Origin of the sequence: Nonomuraea sp. NPDC050680 (assembly GCF_040654555.1) — a bacterium.
Lineage (GTDB): Bacteria > Actinomycetota > Actinomycetes > Streptosporangiales > Streptosporangiaceae > Nonomuraea.
Window position 1 is genome coordinate 177,143 of record NZ_JBFAIF010000002.1, and the last position, 14,773, is coordinate 191,915.

Consider the following 14,773-nt stretch of genomic DNA (forward strand, 5'->3'; position numbering starts at 1 on the left):
AGGAGAGCGCTGTGCGCAAGGCCCTGATGGCGGTGCTCCTGCTGGCCGCCACCGCCTGCTCGGTCTCCGGCGCCACGGGCGGCGAGGGGAAGACGAAGCTCGTCGTCGGCTACCAGTCCAAGACCATCAACACCGTGACGGCCGGCACCCTGCTGCGCTCGCTCGGCTACCTCGAGAAGCGGCTCGGCGGCAAGTACACCGTCGAGTGGCAGGGCTACGACACCGGCGCCCCCATCACCGCCAAGATGGTCGCCGGGAAGATCGACATCGGCTCGATGGGTGACTATCCGCTGCTGATCAACGCCTCTCGCACCCAGTCGATCCCGGCGGCCCGTACCGAGTTGATCTCCATCACCGGCTACAACGCGCGCGGCGGGCTGAACATGGTCATCGTCCCGCCCGCGTCGAAGGCGCGGACCCTGGCCGACCTCAAGGGCGCCAAGATCTCGGCCAGCTTCGGCTCGGCCGGGCACGGCACGCTGATCCAGGCGCTGGAGAAGGCGGGGATCACCGACGTCGAGACGGTCAATCACCAGCCCGCCGTCGGCGCGGCCCAGCTCGAGTCGGGCGGGGTGCAGGCGTACGCCCAGTTCGTGGCCTGGCCGGGACTGCTGGCCTTTCAGAACAAGGGCCGGCTGGTCTACGACGGCTCGGCTCTGGACGTGCCGACCTTTCACGGCGTGGTGGTACGCCAGGCGTACGCCAAGGACCACCCGGAGATCGTGGACGCCTTCCTCAAGGCGCAGATCGACGCCACCCGCTACCTGCACGAGCACCCTCTGCAGGCCGCGGAGTCGGTGGCCCGCGCCACGGGCCTGCCGCCCGAGGTCGTCTACCTGTACAACGGCCGCGGCGGCATCGCCACCTTCGACGTCACGCTGAAGCAGTCCCTTCAGGCGGCACATGAGCATGACGTGACCTACCTCAAGCGGATCAGCGCCGACTTCGCCGGGGTGAACGTGGCCTCCTTCGTCAACGACGCCTACCTCCGCAAGGCGTACGGGCCGGCGTACGACGCCGACCGGGCCTCGACCGTGAACCCCGCCCCGATCACGGGGAACGACACCGTCTGCGGCGTGGCCGTCGACGATCCCAAGACCGCCTCGGAGCTGTGGCTGAGCGGGCAGAGCGAGACCCTGGCCGCCGCCACGCCGACCTGCCTGCTCCGGCAGGTGGCCGCCGCGAAGCAGCCGGTACGGGCGGCCTACGTGCCTGACACCGTCACCGGGACCAGGTGGTTCGCCGACAAGTCCGTCTGGCTCCGGGATCCGGCCGCCGCCGCGAGCGCCAGGTTCCTGCCCTTCACCACCGAGGAGGGGGCCGCCACCTACCGCGAGGAGCATCCGAAGACCGAGCCCGTCGCCTATGAAGCCGCGTTGAAGGCGGCCACAGCGGGAGGTGACGCCCGATGACCACGGAGACGAAAGCCGGCCCGTCTTGGGCGGCCGTACCCGCGTCCGTGGCCGCGCCGTCCGTGCGGGGCCGGGCTCAGAGAAGTGCGGGGAAGGGGCGTCGATGGGCGATCAGGGCGGCCTCGCTCCTGGCCGTGGCCGCCCTGTGGCAGCTCCTCACGGTCACCGACGCGCGTCTTTGGCTCAGGTTCGACCGGCTGCCCACGCTCGATGAGATCGCCGCGCGGTTCGCCACGCGGCTCTCCACCTCCGTGTACTACCTCGACCTGCTGCAGAGCCTGATCAGGATCCTGTCCGGATTCGGCCTGGCCGCGGTCGCCGGGATCACCGTGGGCCTGCTGGTCGCCAGATCCCGCGGGACGGGGGACGCACTGCTGCCGCTGCTCGAAGCCGTCCGCCCCATTCCCGCGATCGCGCTGGTGCCGGTGGCGATCCTGCTGTTCCCCACCGATGAGCAGGGCATCGTGTTCATCACGTGCACCGCCGCCTTCTTCCCGGTCATGGTGAGCACCCGGCACGCCGTGCGGGCGCTGCCCACGCTCTGGGAGGACGCGGTCAGGACGCTCGGCGGCGGCCGGCGCCACGTGCTCTGGAACGTGGTGCTGCCCGGCATCCTGCCCGGAGTGTTCGGCGGGCTCTCCGTCGGCATGGGCGTGGCCTGGATCTGCGTCATCTCAGCGGAGATGATCTCCGGCGAGTTCGGGGTCGGTTACCGGACCTGGATGTCGTACACGATCGTCGACTACCCGGCCGTCTTCGTCGGCATGATCACCATCGGCCTGCTCGGCTGGCTCACCTCGGCCGCCGTCGAGCTGGCCGGGCGACGGATGACACGCTGGCTGCCGCGGGCGGAAGGGAGCAAGTCGTGACTCTCGGCCTCACTTTGGAGTCCCTGTCGCTGGGGTACGCCCGGGACCCGGTCCTGAGCGAGCTCGACCTGGCGGTCCGCCCCGGCGAGGTGCTGGTCGTCGTCGGCACGTCGGGCTCGGGCAAGTCCACGCTGCTGCGCGCGCTGGCCGGGCTGCTGCGGCCGTACGGAGGAAGGATCGTCGCGGACGGAGAGGAGATCGCGGCCACCTCGCCGGACCGCGCGATGATCTTCCAGGACGACGCGCTGCTGCCGTGGCGGACCGTCCTGGGCAATGTGGAGCTGCCGCTGCGCATCCGCAAGCTGCCCAGGCGCGAGCGCCGGGCCGCCGCGCGGGAGTGGATCGCCCGCGTCGGCCTGGCCGGGCACGAGGACCGGCTGCCGCGCGAGCTGTCGGGCGGCATGCGGCAGCGCGTGCAGCTCGCTCGCGCCCTCGCGGGAGCGCCCCGCGCGGTGCTGATGGACGAGCCGTTCGGCGCGCTAGACGCCCAGACCCGCGCCGAGATGCAGGCGCTCCTGCTCGACGTGCTCGAAGACACCAGGGCGACGGTCATCTTCGTCACCCACGACGTGGACGAGGCGCTCCTGCTCGCCGATCGCGTGGTGGTGCTCGGCCGTGGCGGAGTCCGCGCGGTGACCGAGGTGCCAGGGCCCCGTGACCCCGGCGCCGACAGAGCCGGGCTGCGCGCCCAGATCCTCAAGGAGTTGTGATGGACATCCCCTCGATCGAGGACGGCCTGCGCCTGGAGTGCGACGTGCTCGTCGTCGGCGGAGGCACCGCGGGCACGATGGCCGCGATCACCGCCGCCGAACAGGGCGCGCGGGTGCTGTTGCTGGAGAAGGCCCATGTACGGCACAGCGGCGCGCTCGCCATGGGCATGGACGGCGTCAACAATGCCGTCATCCCCGGCAAGGCCACCCCCGAGGACTACGTCGCCGAGATCACCCGGGCCAACGACGGCGTCGTCAACCAGAAGACGATCTACCAGACCGCGACCAGGGGCCACGACATGGTCCGCCGCCTGGAAAGCTACGGGGTGAAGTTCGAGAAGGACGAGCACGGCGAGTACGCGGTCCGCAGGGTCCACCGCTCGGGCAGCTACGTGCTCCCCATGCCGGAGGGCAAGGACGTCAAGAAGGTCCTCTACCGGGTGCTGCGGCGACGCGACATCCGGGAGAGGCTCCGCGTCGAGAACCGCGTCATGCCGGTCAGGGTGCTCACCTCGGAGGGCCGGGCGGTCGGCGTGGCCGGGTTCGACACGCGTTCCGGGCGTTTCGTCACGGTGAGCGCCGGAGCCGTGATCCTCGCCACCGGCGCCTGCGGCCGGCTCGGCCTGCCCGCCAGCGGCTACCTGTACGGCACGTACGAGAACCCCACCAACGCGGGCGACGGCTACGCCATGGCCTACCACGCCGGGGCCGAGCTCAGCGGCATCGAGTGCTTCCAGATCAACCCGTTGATCAAGGATTACAACGGGCCGGCCTGCGCCTACGTGGCCAACCCGTTCGGCGGCTACCAGGTCAACAACAAGGGTGAGCGGTTCGTCGACTCCGACTACTGGTCGGGCCAGATGATGTCCGAGGTGTCCGCCGAGATCGCCTCCGCCCGGGGGCCGATCTACCTCAAGCTCTCCCATCTGCCCGACGAGACGGTCACGGAGATCGAGGCCATCCTGCACACCACCGAACGCCCCACCCGTGGCACGTTCCACGCCGGGCGCGGGCACGACTACCGCGACCACGACGTGGAGATGCACATCTCGGAGATCGGCCTGTGCGGCGGGCACTCGGCGTCGGGCGTGTGGGTGGACGAGCACGGCGCGACCACGGTGCCCGGCCTGTACGCGGCCGGCGACCTGGCCTGCGTGCCGCACAACTACATGATCGGCGCCTTCGTCTTCGGCGACCTGGCCGGCGCCCACGCGGCCGAGCACCACCGACGCGGCGCGGCGCTGCCGGAGGACCAGATCGCCGCCGCGCACGAGCTGGTCTACCGGCCCCTGCGCAACCCGGACGGGCCGCCGCAGCAGCAGGTGGAGTACAAACTGCGCCGCTTCGTCAACGACTACGTCGCCCCGCCCAAGACCGGCGCCAAGCTCGAGATCGCGCTGGAGTCCTTCGAGCGGATGCGCGACGAGATCGCCTCGATGGGCGCGCGCACCCCGCACGAGCTCATGCGCTGCGCCGAGGTCGACTTCATCCGCGACTGCGCCGAGATGGCGGCCCGTGCCTCGCTCACCCGTACCGAGAGCCGGTGGGGCCTCTACCACGAGCGCGCCGACCAGCCCGGACGCGACGACGAGGGGTGGCTGTTCCACCTGAATCTCCGCCGGCGCGACGGGGCCATGGAGTTCGTCAAGCGCCCCGTGGAGCCGTACCTGGTGCCGGTCGAGGAGTTCTCGCCGGTCGCCGCCGAGCCGGTGGTGCTGCGCGCCCGGACCGCGACCGCGGTGCGCCGCCACGAGGTGCGCCGGGAGGCCCGCGCCGCGGTCGGCCGCTCGCCGCGCATCCTTGAGCTGCACCGCCTCGCCGAGGAACAGCCGTCGGTGGCGCAGCTCGCCCCCTACCTCGCCGATGCCGACCCGAAGGTACGCCGGGCCGCCATCGCCACACTCACCGAGACGGTGCCTGAGGGGACGGGCCTGGCCCTGGCCGGCGCCCTCGCCGACGAGCACGGCACCGTACGCCGGGCGGCGGCCACCGGCCTCAAGGAGCTGGTCGAGGTGCTGCCGGCCACGCCCGAACTCGGCGCGGCAGTGACCGGATGCCTGTCCGGTGGGGACGCCATGGTCCGGGCCACCGGGCTGGACGTGCTGCGCTCGATGCGGCTCGGCGACACCGGGACGTTCCAGACGGCGCTGGCCGACCCGGACCACCGGGTACGGATCGCGGCGATCCGCGGCCTGGTCTCCCTCGACGAGGCCGGCCCGGTGGCCACCGCCGCGACGGACCCCTCCAGGGAGGTACGCGTCTGGGCGGCCAAGGGGCTGGGCCTCATCGGCAAGCCGTCAGCCGCGCTGGCGGCTCTCGCGGGCGACGCCGACCCGCTGGTCAGGGCCGCCGCCCTGGAGTCATCGGGCGAGGTGGGGACGCCGCTGGAGGCCGAGGCCGTCCGGGGGCTGGACGATCAGGACTGGCAGGTGCGGGTGGGGGCGGCGCGCTGCCTGGCCGCGGCGGACCCGGCCACGGCGATGCAGCCGCTCGTCGCAGCGCTGGCGGACCCCAACCTGGACGTGCGCAAGGCCGCCGTGCTCGCGCTCACGCCGTGGGCCGCCGCCACGGAGGTGGCGGACGCCTTGCGGGCCGCGCTGGCGGACTCCGACGCCGACGTCCGCTCCTACGCCAGGAAGGCCCTGGCCGGCTGAACGCCTCGTGATGTCGATGACCGCTCCTCTCCCGGCGTGGAACGGCACGGAACGCCTCACATGACGGCGGCATGCATCAGCTGGCCTGGGTCATGATCGGCGCTGCGGTCCTGTACCTGCTGATCACGGTCGTCGACCGCAGCTTGGGCCGACTCGCCGTTTGAGCTCTTCGATGAGAAGACGATCGCGTATGAATCACAGACTTTTAAGCATTGGTCATCTCAGATCCTCCTCCTACGGTTGACCATCAGTAGAACCACTGATGGGAGGCCCAGGATGCCGCATCGAATTTTGGTCACCGGGGCGACCGGCACGGTCGGTCGTCAGGTGATGGCGCAACTGCTGGAAACCGGGGTCGAGGTTCGAGCGCTGACCCGGGAACCGGCCGATCTGCCACCGACCGTCGAGGGCGTGCGCGGTGACCTGTCGGTCCCTGATTCTCTGCATGCCGCTTTCAAGGGGGTCGAGGCGGTGTTCCTGGTCTGGCCGTTCGCCTCGGCCGAGGGGCTGGAGATGGTGCTCAAGCTGATGGCCGAGACCCACAGGGTGGTGTACCTGTCGTCGGCGGCCGTGCGTGACCATGAGCGGCAGGCCGAGCAGCTGATCGAACGTTCTGGGCCGCGATGGACGATCCTGCGCCCGCACGCCTTCGCGGCCAACGCCCTGCGCTGGGCCGAGCAGATCCGCGGCGGGGGAGTGGTGCGTGAGCCGTATGGTCAGGCCGCGATGTCCCTCGTGCACGAGCGGGACATCGCCGCGGTCGCGGTGCGGGCACTGACCCAGGACCGGCATGCCGGCGCCGTGTACGAGCTGACCGGACCGCGGTCCCTGACCCAGGCCGAGCAGGTACGCGTCATCGGCGAGGTGATCGGCCACCCGGTGCGCTGGGAGGAGACCTCGCCGCAGGACGCCCGGCGGCAGATGCTGGCCCGCGGCTGGCCGGCCGCGGCGGTGGACGGCATCCTGCGGGCCCAGGCCGAGATGACGCTCGGCCCGGCGCCGGTCACCGCCACCGTGGAGGAGGTGACCGGCGCCGCGGCGCGCACGTTCCGCTCGTGGGTGGCCGAACACGCGCACGCCTTCGAGGCCGCCGGTTTCCCGCCGGATCAGCCTGCTGGGCTGGGGCTTCCTACACCTTGAGCCGAGATCATTGACGGGGTTTGTAATGATCCTTATGGTTTGCCCGGGTTGATCATCTCTCCCCACCGGACCTCCCGTCGAAGAGCTTGGCCTTCTCCTGCCTCCCTGCGGCGCCTCGACCGGCCTGATAGGGCTTCTCCGTAAAGCCCGTTTCGGAGACGGGCTACTGAATAAACTGGCTCAAGTGGGTCATTTATCACCAAAGCGGTGGACACTGGAGTTCGGGGAAACTACCTTCCTCGCTCGAGGACATTTCTCCGCTATAGCCCCAAATGTCCCAGCATCATCTGAAGGGGGGACTGCATGGAGATCACGATTGCCGAGGTAGAGGCAGTAGAGCTCACGTGCGGTAACAGCAACAGCTGATACTCATCGCGGGATTGGTGGCCACCCGGATCGCCGATCCCGCGCCTTTTCTGACGTGGAGCGGATAATTGTCGCGCGTTCTGGTCAACCCGGCGTTTCCCCTGTTCATTGAGGACCGCCGCGAACTAGTCCGGCTGGGCGACCTGCCGGGCACGGGAAAGGTGCTCAAGTCCGCCTCTCCGGCTCTACGCGAGCTGGTACGGCGGTGCGCCTCCACCGCGCTGCCCCGCGAGGAGCTGGTCAGCCTCACGGCAGGGATCGGCGGCGTCACGGCGGCCGAGGTGGACCAGGCCATCACCGCTCTGCTCGGGGCCCGGATCCTGGTCGAGGAGCAGGACGTCGAGCTGCTGACGCGCCACGGGCCCACGTCGCGGCAGGCCCTGTTCTTCTCGATGTTCCAGCCCGCGTCGCGGGCCGCCGAGATGGCCGGGGACCTCGCCGGGCGTACGGTGGCGGTCCTCGGCGTCGGCGGGATCGGCGGGTTCGTCGCCCTGCAACTGGCGACCGCCGGGGTGGGGCGGCTGCGGCTCGTCGACCAGGACGACGTCGAGGAGTCCAACCTCCACCGCCAATACCTCTACTCGGCGGAGGACGTCGGGAGCCCGAAGGTGGACTCGGCCGCCCGCCGGCTCGCCGAGCACAACCCGGCGGTCAAGGTGGAGAGGCACCACCGCACGCTGACCGGCGCCGGGGACGTCGCGGACCTGGTCGCGGGCGCGGACCTGGTCATCGCCACGGCCGACAGCCCGCAGCCGCAGATCCGCCAATGGATGAACGCCGGTTGCGTGGCCGCCGGTGTGCCGCTCCTGCCGGGCGGGTTCAGCCAGCACCTGGGCATCGCGGGACCGCTGGTCGTGCCGGGCGGCTCGGCCTGCCTGGCCTGCCTGGACGAGGAGCTCCGGGGCCGTAATGGCGGGTGGGAGCTGCCCGCCATACTGAACCAGGGGCGGAGCATTCCGGCGTTCGGCCCGCTCTGCGCGATCGTGGCCGGGTTCGTCGCCGCCGAGGCGGTCCGCTACCTCACCGGCGTGGTCCCGCCGGCCCTGCTCGGCCGGGTGGTCCACTTCGACCTCCTGACGATGGCGACGGCGGAGCAGCCCGTCACCCGGCTCGACACCTGCCAGGTCTGCGGGGATCCCGCCTGACGGGCGGGGCTGCGAAACCTCCTGCACCTGCCAGGTTCGCGGGGCGAGCGGGGCTGCGAAACCTCCTGCACCGGCTACGTGACGTGGCGGCGCGCGCTTGAGAGGCTTCCCCCATGCGCGTGATCCCGACCATCGACGACATGGCCGCGTTACTGCGGGAGCTGTGCGACCGGTTCCCCGCGACCTGCCGCAGACGCCTCATCGGCGCCTCCCGGCGGGGCGAGCCGCTGGAACTGGTCTCGATCGGGGACGGGCGCCAGAACGCCCTGGTGTTCGGCGGCCCCCACGCCAACGAGCCCGCCGGCTTCCTGACCGTGCTCCGCCTGGCCTCCGTGCTGTGCGAGAACCCGGCCGAGCGGCGGGGGTTCACCTGGCACTTCATCGCGTGCGTCGATCCCGACGGCGCCCGGCTGAACGAGGGCTGGTACGCCGGCCCGTACACGATCAGCCACTACCACCGTCACTTCTACCGGCCGTCCATGAGCGACCAGCCCGAATGGACCTTCCCCATCCACGCCGGGCGCAAGCGGTTCGACCGGCCGCTGCCGGAGACCCTGGCGTTGATGCGGGTCATCGACGAGCTGCGGCCCGCGTTCATGCTGTCGCTGCACAACGCCGACTTCGGCGGCGCGTACTTCCAGATCACCCGCGACATACCCGGCCTGGCCGCCGAGCTGGCCTCGATCGCCGCGGGGCAGGGCGTCCCGCTGGACCTGGGGCCCATCGACACCGTCGGCTACCAGGTCGCGGGGCCCGGCGTCACGCTGCTGCCGCCGGCCGAGCACATCGACTTCGTGGAGACGGGCGGCGACGCGCGCACACCTCGTACGTACGGGGCGTCGAGCTGGCACTACGCCGACCGCTACGGCACGTTCACGCTGATCGCCGAGGTGCCCCTGTGGACCACTCCGGGGTGCGACGACCCCTCGGACGCCGGGCTCTCCTTCGGCCACCTGGTCAAGGCGGCCGCGGTACGGCTGCGCGAGGAGATCGAGCCGCTGGCCCGCGCGCGTACGGACGTCCGGCCGCGGTGCGTCGCGCACACCCCGTTCCATGCGGCGGTGGACGACACGCTCGCCGTCTCCCGCCTGCTGGTCTCCTCGCTCGAAGGCGCCGTGGACGGGCAGGACACCGCCAGGACCGTCACGCGGGCCGAGGCGAGCGGCATGCACGACACCGTGCGCCGCCTGCCGCTGCGGGCCTGCGCCATGTTCCTGCGGCTGCTGGCGGCCGAGGCGGCGGCGGGCAACCGCCCGGCCGACCTGACGGCCGTCCGCGCCGCGCTGGAGGAGCGCATGGGGCGCCTGTGCGCGGAGGCCGAGGGCCAGCTGGTCCAGCTGGACGATCCGCTCGACCGGATCGTCACGATCCAGACGGAGGCCGCCCTGGCCGCCACCCGCCGCCTGCGCTGAGCTTCATACGGGCAGGCGCCAGTTCGCCGTCCACAGGCGGGAGCCGGTGCGGCGGTCGAGGCGGCGGAGGAAGGACAGGACGCCGGACGCGCCGGTCGCCCAGGTGTAGCCGGGCTTGTCGAGATCGTTGCCGGTGAAGACGGGTGCCGAGAGCTCGCCGCCGGCGCGCATCAGCATCAGCTCGACGATCTCTTCGGCGCCACGCCAGTAGCCGTCGTCGCCGGTGGCCATCGCCAGGTCGATCAGCGCCTCGCCGATGCCCGCCAGGCCGCAGCACTGGGACACGACCCACGCCTGCGGCGCGATGGCCAGGCTCGCGCGGGCGCCCCGCTCCGCCAGGTCGAGGTAGCGGTCCTCGCCGTACGCGGTGGCCGCGTGCGCCAGTGGGCCGAGGATGCCGGAGACACCCTGGCACCAGGACGCGCCCATGGCCTTGGCGTCCGGCCCGGTGAGCTCGCCGAGCATGACCTCGGTGGCGGTGGCCAGCGACTCGAAGCGCTCCCTGGCCGCCTGACCGGCGTCGTGGTCGCCGGTGGCCTCGTGGTAGGAGAGCAGGAACTCCGCGCAGCCGGCGGCGCCGTGGGCGAAGGCCATCTCCACGTTGACGCCCGAACCGGCCTGGGCCGGTGCCACCGCGTCCTTGGAGTCCGTCACCTCGCCGGAGACGAGTAGCCTGGCGCACTCGGCGGCCACTTCCAGGTGGCGCGGATCCTGTTCCAGCGCGGCCAGCGAGAGGTGCCCCGCGCCGATACCGGCGACGCCGTGGGCCTGATCCGCGCGTTGCTCGCCGCTCAGGACGATCGGCCCGGGGTCCGGCAGTTCGGGGACGGCGGTCAGCCGCGCGGCGGCCAGGAACAGCGCCGTTCCCGTGCGGCCGAAGTAGAGCGCCGGGGGGAGCGCGGTCGGCGGCATGAGGCGCGCCGTCCAGCGGGCCAGGTCTGCGGCGACGGTCTTGGCCTCGGGATGGTGCAACAGCTCCATGCCGACCCCGGCCGACCCTCCGTAGACGTTCGTCACCGGCGGGCTCGACGTCCGGGCGTCGGCCGGGCCGTCCATCAGGCCCTCCGCGAACCGTACGCACACACGGGTGGTGTGATCGAGGACCTGCGACAGCAGCGCACCGCTGAACCGCACCCCGTCAGACCGCGACGCCGTACGACCCGCCCGCTCGGCCCTGACGTCGGACCTCACGTCAGCCCTCATGTCGGCCGCAGCCGCCACCCGTTCCTCGGCGTCGAGGCTGAGCAGGCGCGGCAGCAGCCCGATGACGCCGGTCGTGACGCCGGGGAACATCCGCGCCAGGCACATCAGCGTCCGTTCGACGTTCCTGGCCGGGTCGGAATCGATCATGATGGGGTTCATCCCGGTAGCCGAGAAGAACAGCGTCGCCCCGAGCGAGAAATAGTCGTCGGCGGGTTCGGAGGGGCGGTCCGCCTGCTGGCCGGGCACGCTGTAGCCACGGCTCCACCCTGGCAGTTGCAGCCCCTCGTACCTGCTGTTGCCGAAGTCGATCAGCGTGCAGCGGCCGTCCTCGCCGAGCACCACGTTCTTGGGGGAGAAGTCCCTGACGACGACCCCGCGCGCGTGCACGGCGTCCAGCACCTCCAGCAGCCGGCCCGCCAGCGCGGTGAGGTCCCGGTCGCCGCCGTTCTCGGTGAAGCGGCCCCGCTCGCCGACGAACCGGTTGAGGTCCAGGCTGCCGGCGTCGGTCATGACGAGGAACTCGTCCTCGCCGTGCCGGAAGTGGTCGATCGGCGTGGGGATGCCCGCGACGCCGTCCAGGGCCTTGAGGATGCGAAGGTCGTTGCGCAGGTACATGCGCAGGTCCCAGCCCTCGGCGTTCTCGCCCACGTAGGCGCGGGCCTCCTTGACCACGACCGGCCTGCCGTCGGCGTCCTCGGCCCGGTAGACGTTGCCGCGTGGGCCACGCGCGACGCCGGACGTGACGCGGTACCGGTTGCCGATGAGCCTGGCGGGCGCCTCCACGGTGTCCGACCCGGCAGCCTGAGGCGAGTCGGGGACGCCGCTCTGCGGGCGGAACGGGTCGCTCGCCCACGGCGGGCAGGAGAACTCGGGTCCCGCCGCGCCCGGCAGGTGCTCGCCGTCCGGGCCGACGATGATCAGCTCGAAGTCGCCGTTCTCGTCCACGCGGTACTGGGGGGCGAAGGGGGCGTACCGGTAATAGACCGGCGCGTCGCGGCGCACCTGGCGATCGCTGACGATGCGCGGCGCGGCCAGCCCCGCCAGCGCCTCGGCCAGCCGGTGGCCGAGCGGGACGACCTCGTCCGGCTGCGGGTAGACGGTGATGGCCTTGCCGACCGCGCCCGCGTCGAGGTCTCCGGAGTTGAGCTCCGCGAGCTTCTCGGGCGAGCGGGCGACCTTGAAGTCGCAGGACACGCCGGCCAGCACGGGCAGGACCCGGTCGAGCGTGTCGCCCAGGGTGCCGGGACGGGCCGAGACATGCAGCTTCCAGCCCTGGTTGGGGGTGGTGGCACGCGGGTCGTGGACACTGACCCAGGTGTCGCCCTCGTAGATTTCCCTAGTGTTCAACTCGGCAAAATGGGTAAGAGAAACAACCACATTTACTGTCAATGGGAAAACCCTTCTGCACCGACCGGCCGGATGTCCGAAGAAAGGCCACCGGAAGTGCACCGATGGCCTTTCCACAGCGGTACGGCGCAAGGAGCGCGCCGCCACGGAACGCCGAACGCGTTACCGCCCGATCACACGATCGACGGGCAGCAGGGGAACGTCGAGCAAACGGTGCGCTTGCAGGTGTTCACGCAGGCCTGAGGGCCGTGGAGCAGCGCGGTGAGCTCGCCTTCGAAGTCGATGGCGAGGTCCTCGTACTCCAGAACGCCTGCGTCGCGGGGCTCCATCGTAAGAACGGACATGAGGGCTCCTTCCTTGGCCACCTGTAGGCGGCCGATGTGGGGCTTGAGCCACGGGACGGCGCCGGATAAGTGCCGTTACCCGTGCCCTGACCGCGATAGGAATCGCCTGTCGCGGTCAAACGGACGCATTATGTTCACAACTCACCAACGATGTCCAGGCATCACGGAACGGGATTCCTCGCCCCGGCCGCGCCGAGGCGAAATCGTTTACAAGAGGGCTTTACGGCGACACAACGGTCACTTAGATTGGCTAGGTGATCCCCTGGCTTCCCGCATGAAAGCGTTCTGGAAGAAGCGAACCCCGGACGTCGCGGCGGACAGGTCGGGGCTGGCGCTGGCCTACTGGGAGAGCCATGGCGACGAACTCCTGACGGCGAGCATGGCGAAGATCGCGCGTCGCCTGCCGTACCTGGTGATGTCCGCGTTACGCATGGCTTGGGAGGCGCACCGCCGCGACACGATCGTCGCGCTGGCCGGAAACCTGGTGGCCGGCGTCTTCACCGTCTACGGCCTGGTCGCGACGTCCGAGGTGCTCGCCTCGCTGTTCGCCGGTGGGCCGACGCCCGAGCGCGTGCGGGCGGCGCTGCCCTCGCTGGCGCTGGTCGCGGCCGCCGCCGGGCTGCGCGGGGCGCTGCTGACCGCCGCCTCCTGGGCCCAGGCGCGGCTCAAGGTGGAGGTCGAACGGCTGGCCGAGACGCGGCTCTTCGAGCTGACCACCCAGGTGGAGCTGACCGCGTTCGACGACGACGAGTTCCACAACGCGATGCGCAGAGCCCGCGACAGCGGCGTGCCCGATGCCGCGGGCGTGGTCGAGGCGACGATCGCCGTGCTCGGCGGAGCCGTCGGCGTGCTGGCCTCGGCCGTGGCGCTCGGCCTCATGCACCCGCTCCTGACGCCGCTGCTGCTGGTCACGGTCGTGCCCGCGGGCTGGGCCGCGGTACGGGCGGCGCGCCTGCAGTACCAGGGGTACTATCGGCTGTCGGCCGCGCGGCGGCGCAAGTTCATGCTGTCGGACCTGATGGCCGAACGGCTGCCCGCCGCCGAGGTGCGCGCGTTCGCACTGCGCGACTTCCTGCTCGGCGAGTACGCGAACGTCGCCGACCTCGAACAGGACGTGCAACTCGACGTCGCGCGCCGCCGTGCCGTCACCAAGGCCGCCGGCGACCTGCTGACCGGCGCCGCGACCGTCGTCGTCTACGCCGCGCTCGCCGGGCTGCTGGCCATCGGCGTCATCCCGCTCGCGGTGGCGGGCGCGGCCGTGCTGGCCATCCGCGCCGGCCAGATGTCCCTCGCCGCGCTGGTGCAGATGATGAACCGGTTGTACGAGTCGGGCCTCTACTTCGGCGACTACCTGTCCTTTCGCGAACTGGCCGCCTCGCGCGTGCGACAGCCATCCGGTACGGCGGCGCCGGAGCCGTCCGGGCGGCTGGCCGCCGACCAGGTGACGTTCAGCTACCCGGGGGCGAGTGGCCCCACGCTCAACGGGATCAGCGTCTCGGTGGGGTTCGGCGAGGTCATCGCGCTGGTCGGGGAGAACGGCTCCGGCAAGACCACGCTGGCCAAGCTGCTGGCCGGACTGTACCGGCCGGACTCGGGGACGATCCGCTGGGACGGCGCCGACCTGGCCGGACTCGACACGCGCGGGCTCATCTCGGTGATCGCCCAGGACCACACCCGCTGGCCGCTGACCCTGCGCGAGAACATCCTCATGGGCCGCCCGCTGGACGAAGGCCGCCTGGCCGCCGCCGCGGCCGCCGCCGGGGCCGACGAGGTGGTGGCCGGGCTGTCGCAGGGGTACGACTCGCTGCTCGACCAGCGCTTCCGGGGCGGCCACGATCTGTCGGGCGGGCAGTGGCAGCGGATCGCCGTGGCCCGCGGCTTCTACCGCGACGCCGCCCTGGTGATCTTCGACGAGCCGACCTCCGCGCTGGACGCCCGCGCCGAGCACGCCCTGTTCGAGCGCATCCGCAAGTACGCCGACGGCCGCTCCATCGTCCTCATCACACACCGGCTCGCCAGCGTCCGGTACGCCGACCGCATCTACGTCCTCGACCACGGACGGGTGGCCCAGCAGGGCACGCATGCCGAGCTGATGGAGGAGGGCGGCCTGTACGCCGACATGTACACCCTCCAGGCCCAGGCATACCAGGAGTCGGTCACATGACCTCCAG

The 14,773-nt window shown here is 71.3% G+C and carries 10 protein-coding genes; 8 read left to right on the forward strand and 2 right to left on the reverse strand.

Annotated features, from left to right (window positions below; all coding sequences use genetic code 11):
* Nucleotides 1-11: 11 nt before the first annotated feature.
* From AB0H88_RS07410 to AB0H88_RS07440, 7 genes are all read left to right on the forward strand, one after another.
* Nucleotides 12-1,412: an ABC transporter substrate-binding protein gene (locus tag AB0H88_RS07410; protein ID WP_357642382.1), complete on the forward strand. Its 1,401-nt coding sequence runs from the start codon at nucleotides 12-14 to the stop codon at nucleotides 1,410-1,412.
* Nucleotides 1,409-2,281, forward strand: a complete 873-nt coding sequence (locus AB0H88_RS07415; protein WP_357642384.1) for an ABC transporter permease — start codon at nucleotides 1,409-1,411, stop codon at nucleotides 2,279-2,281. Before AB0H88_RS07410 ends, AB0H88_RS07415 begins: the two co-directional genes overlap by 4 nt.
* On the forward strand, nucleotides 2,278-2,991 hold the full coding sequence (locus AB0H88_RS07420) for an ABC transporter ATP-binding protein (protein WP_357642387.1): 714 nt from the start codon (nucleotides 2,278-2,280) through the stop codon (nucleotides 2,989-2,991). Before AB0H88_RS07415 ends, AB0H88_RS07420 begins: the two co-directional genes overlap by 4 nt.
* On the forward strand, nucleotides 2,991-5,645 hold the full coding sequence (locus AB0H88_RS07425) for a fumarate reductase/succinate dehydrogenase flavoprotein subunit (RefSeq protein ID WP_357642389.1): 2,655 nt from the start codon (nucleotides 2,991-2,993) through the stop codon (nucleotides 5,643-5,645). The genes AB0H88_RS07420 and AB0H88_RS07425 overlap by 1 nt, the downstream gene beginning before the upstream one ends.
* 276 nt (nucleotides 5,646-5,921) lie before the next feature.
* The gene (locus AB0H88_RS07430; protein WP_357642391.1) at nucleotides 5,922-6,785 is read left to right on the forward strand and encodes an NAD(P)H-binding protein; all 864 of its coding nucleotides are present in this window, start codon (nucleotides 5,922-5,924) and stop codon (nucleotides 6,783-6,785) included.
* 434 nt (nucleotides 6,786-7,219) lie between these two features.
* Entirely contained in the window at nucleotides 7,220-8,296 is a 1,077-nt protein-coding gene (locus AB0H88_RS07435) for a TOMM precursor leader peptide-binding protein (protein WP_357642394.1), read from the forward strand.
* A gap of 113 nt (nucleotides 8,297-8,409) precedes the next feature.
* Complete coding sequence (locus AB0H88_RS07440; protein WP_357642396.1) at nucleotides 8,410-9,708, forward strand: M14 family zinc carboxypeptidase; 1,299 nt, start codon at nucleotides 8,410-8,412, stop codon at nucleotides 9,706-9,708.
* 3 nt (nucleotides 9,709-9,711) lie between these two features.
* Here AB0H88_RS07440 and lanL read toward each other — a convergent pair whose 3' ends face one another.
* Together lanL and AB0H88_RS07450 are read right to left on the reverse strand one after the other, a co-directional pair.
* A complete protein-coding gene (lanL, locus tag AB0H88_RS07445; RefSeq protein WP_357642398.1) occupies nucleotides 9,712-12,258 on the reverse strand; it encodes a class IV lanthionine synthetase LanL in 2,547 nt (848 codons plus the stop codon).
* A 173-nt stretch (nucleotides 12,259-12,431) separates the two neighbouring features.
* Nucleotides 12,432-12,602 carry an SflA family class IV lanthipeptide gene (locus tag AB0H88_RS07450; RefSeq protein ID WP_357642401.1) on the reverse strand — a complete coding sequence of 57 codons (171 nt, stop codon included), beginning with the start codon at nucleotides 12,600-12,602 and terminating at the stop codon, nucleotides 12,432-12,434.
* 274 nt (nucleotides 12,603-12,876) lie between these two features.
* Here AB0H88_RS07450 and AB0H88_RS07455 point away from each other — a divergent pair, with 274 nt between their 5' ends.
* A complete protein-coding gene (locus tag AB0H88_RS07455) occupies nucleotides 12,877-14,766 on the forward strand; it encodes an ABC transporter ATP-binding protein (protein ID WP_357642404.1) in 1,890 nt (629 codons plus the stop codon).
* Nucleotides 14,767-14,773: the final 7 nt, after the last annotated feature.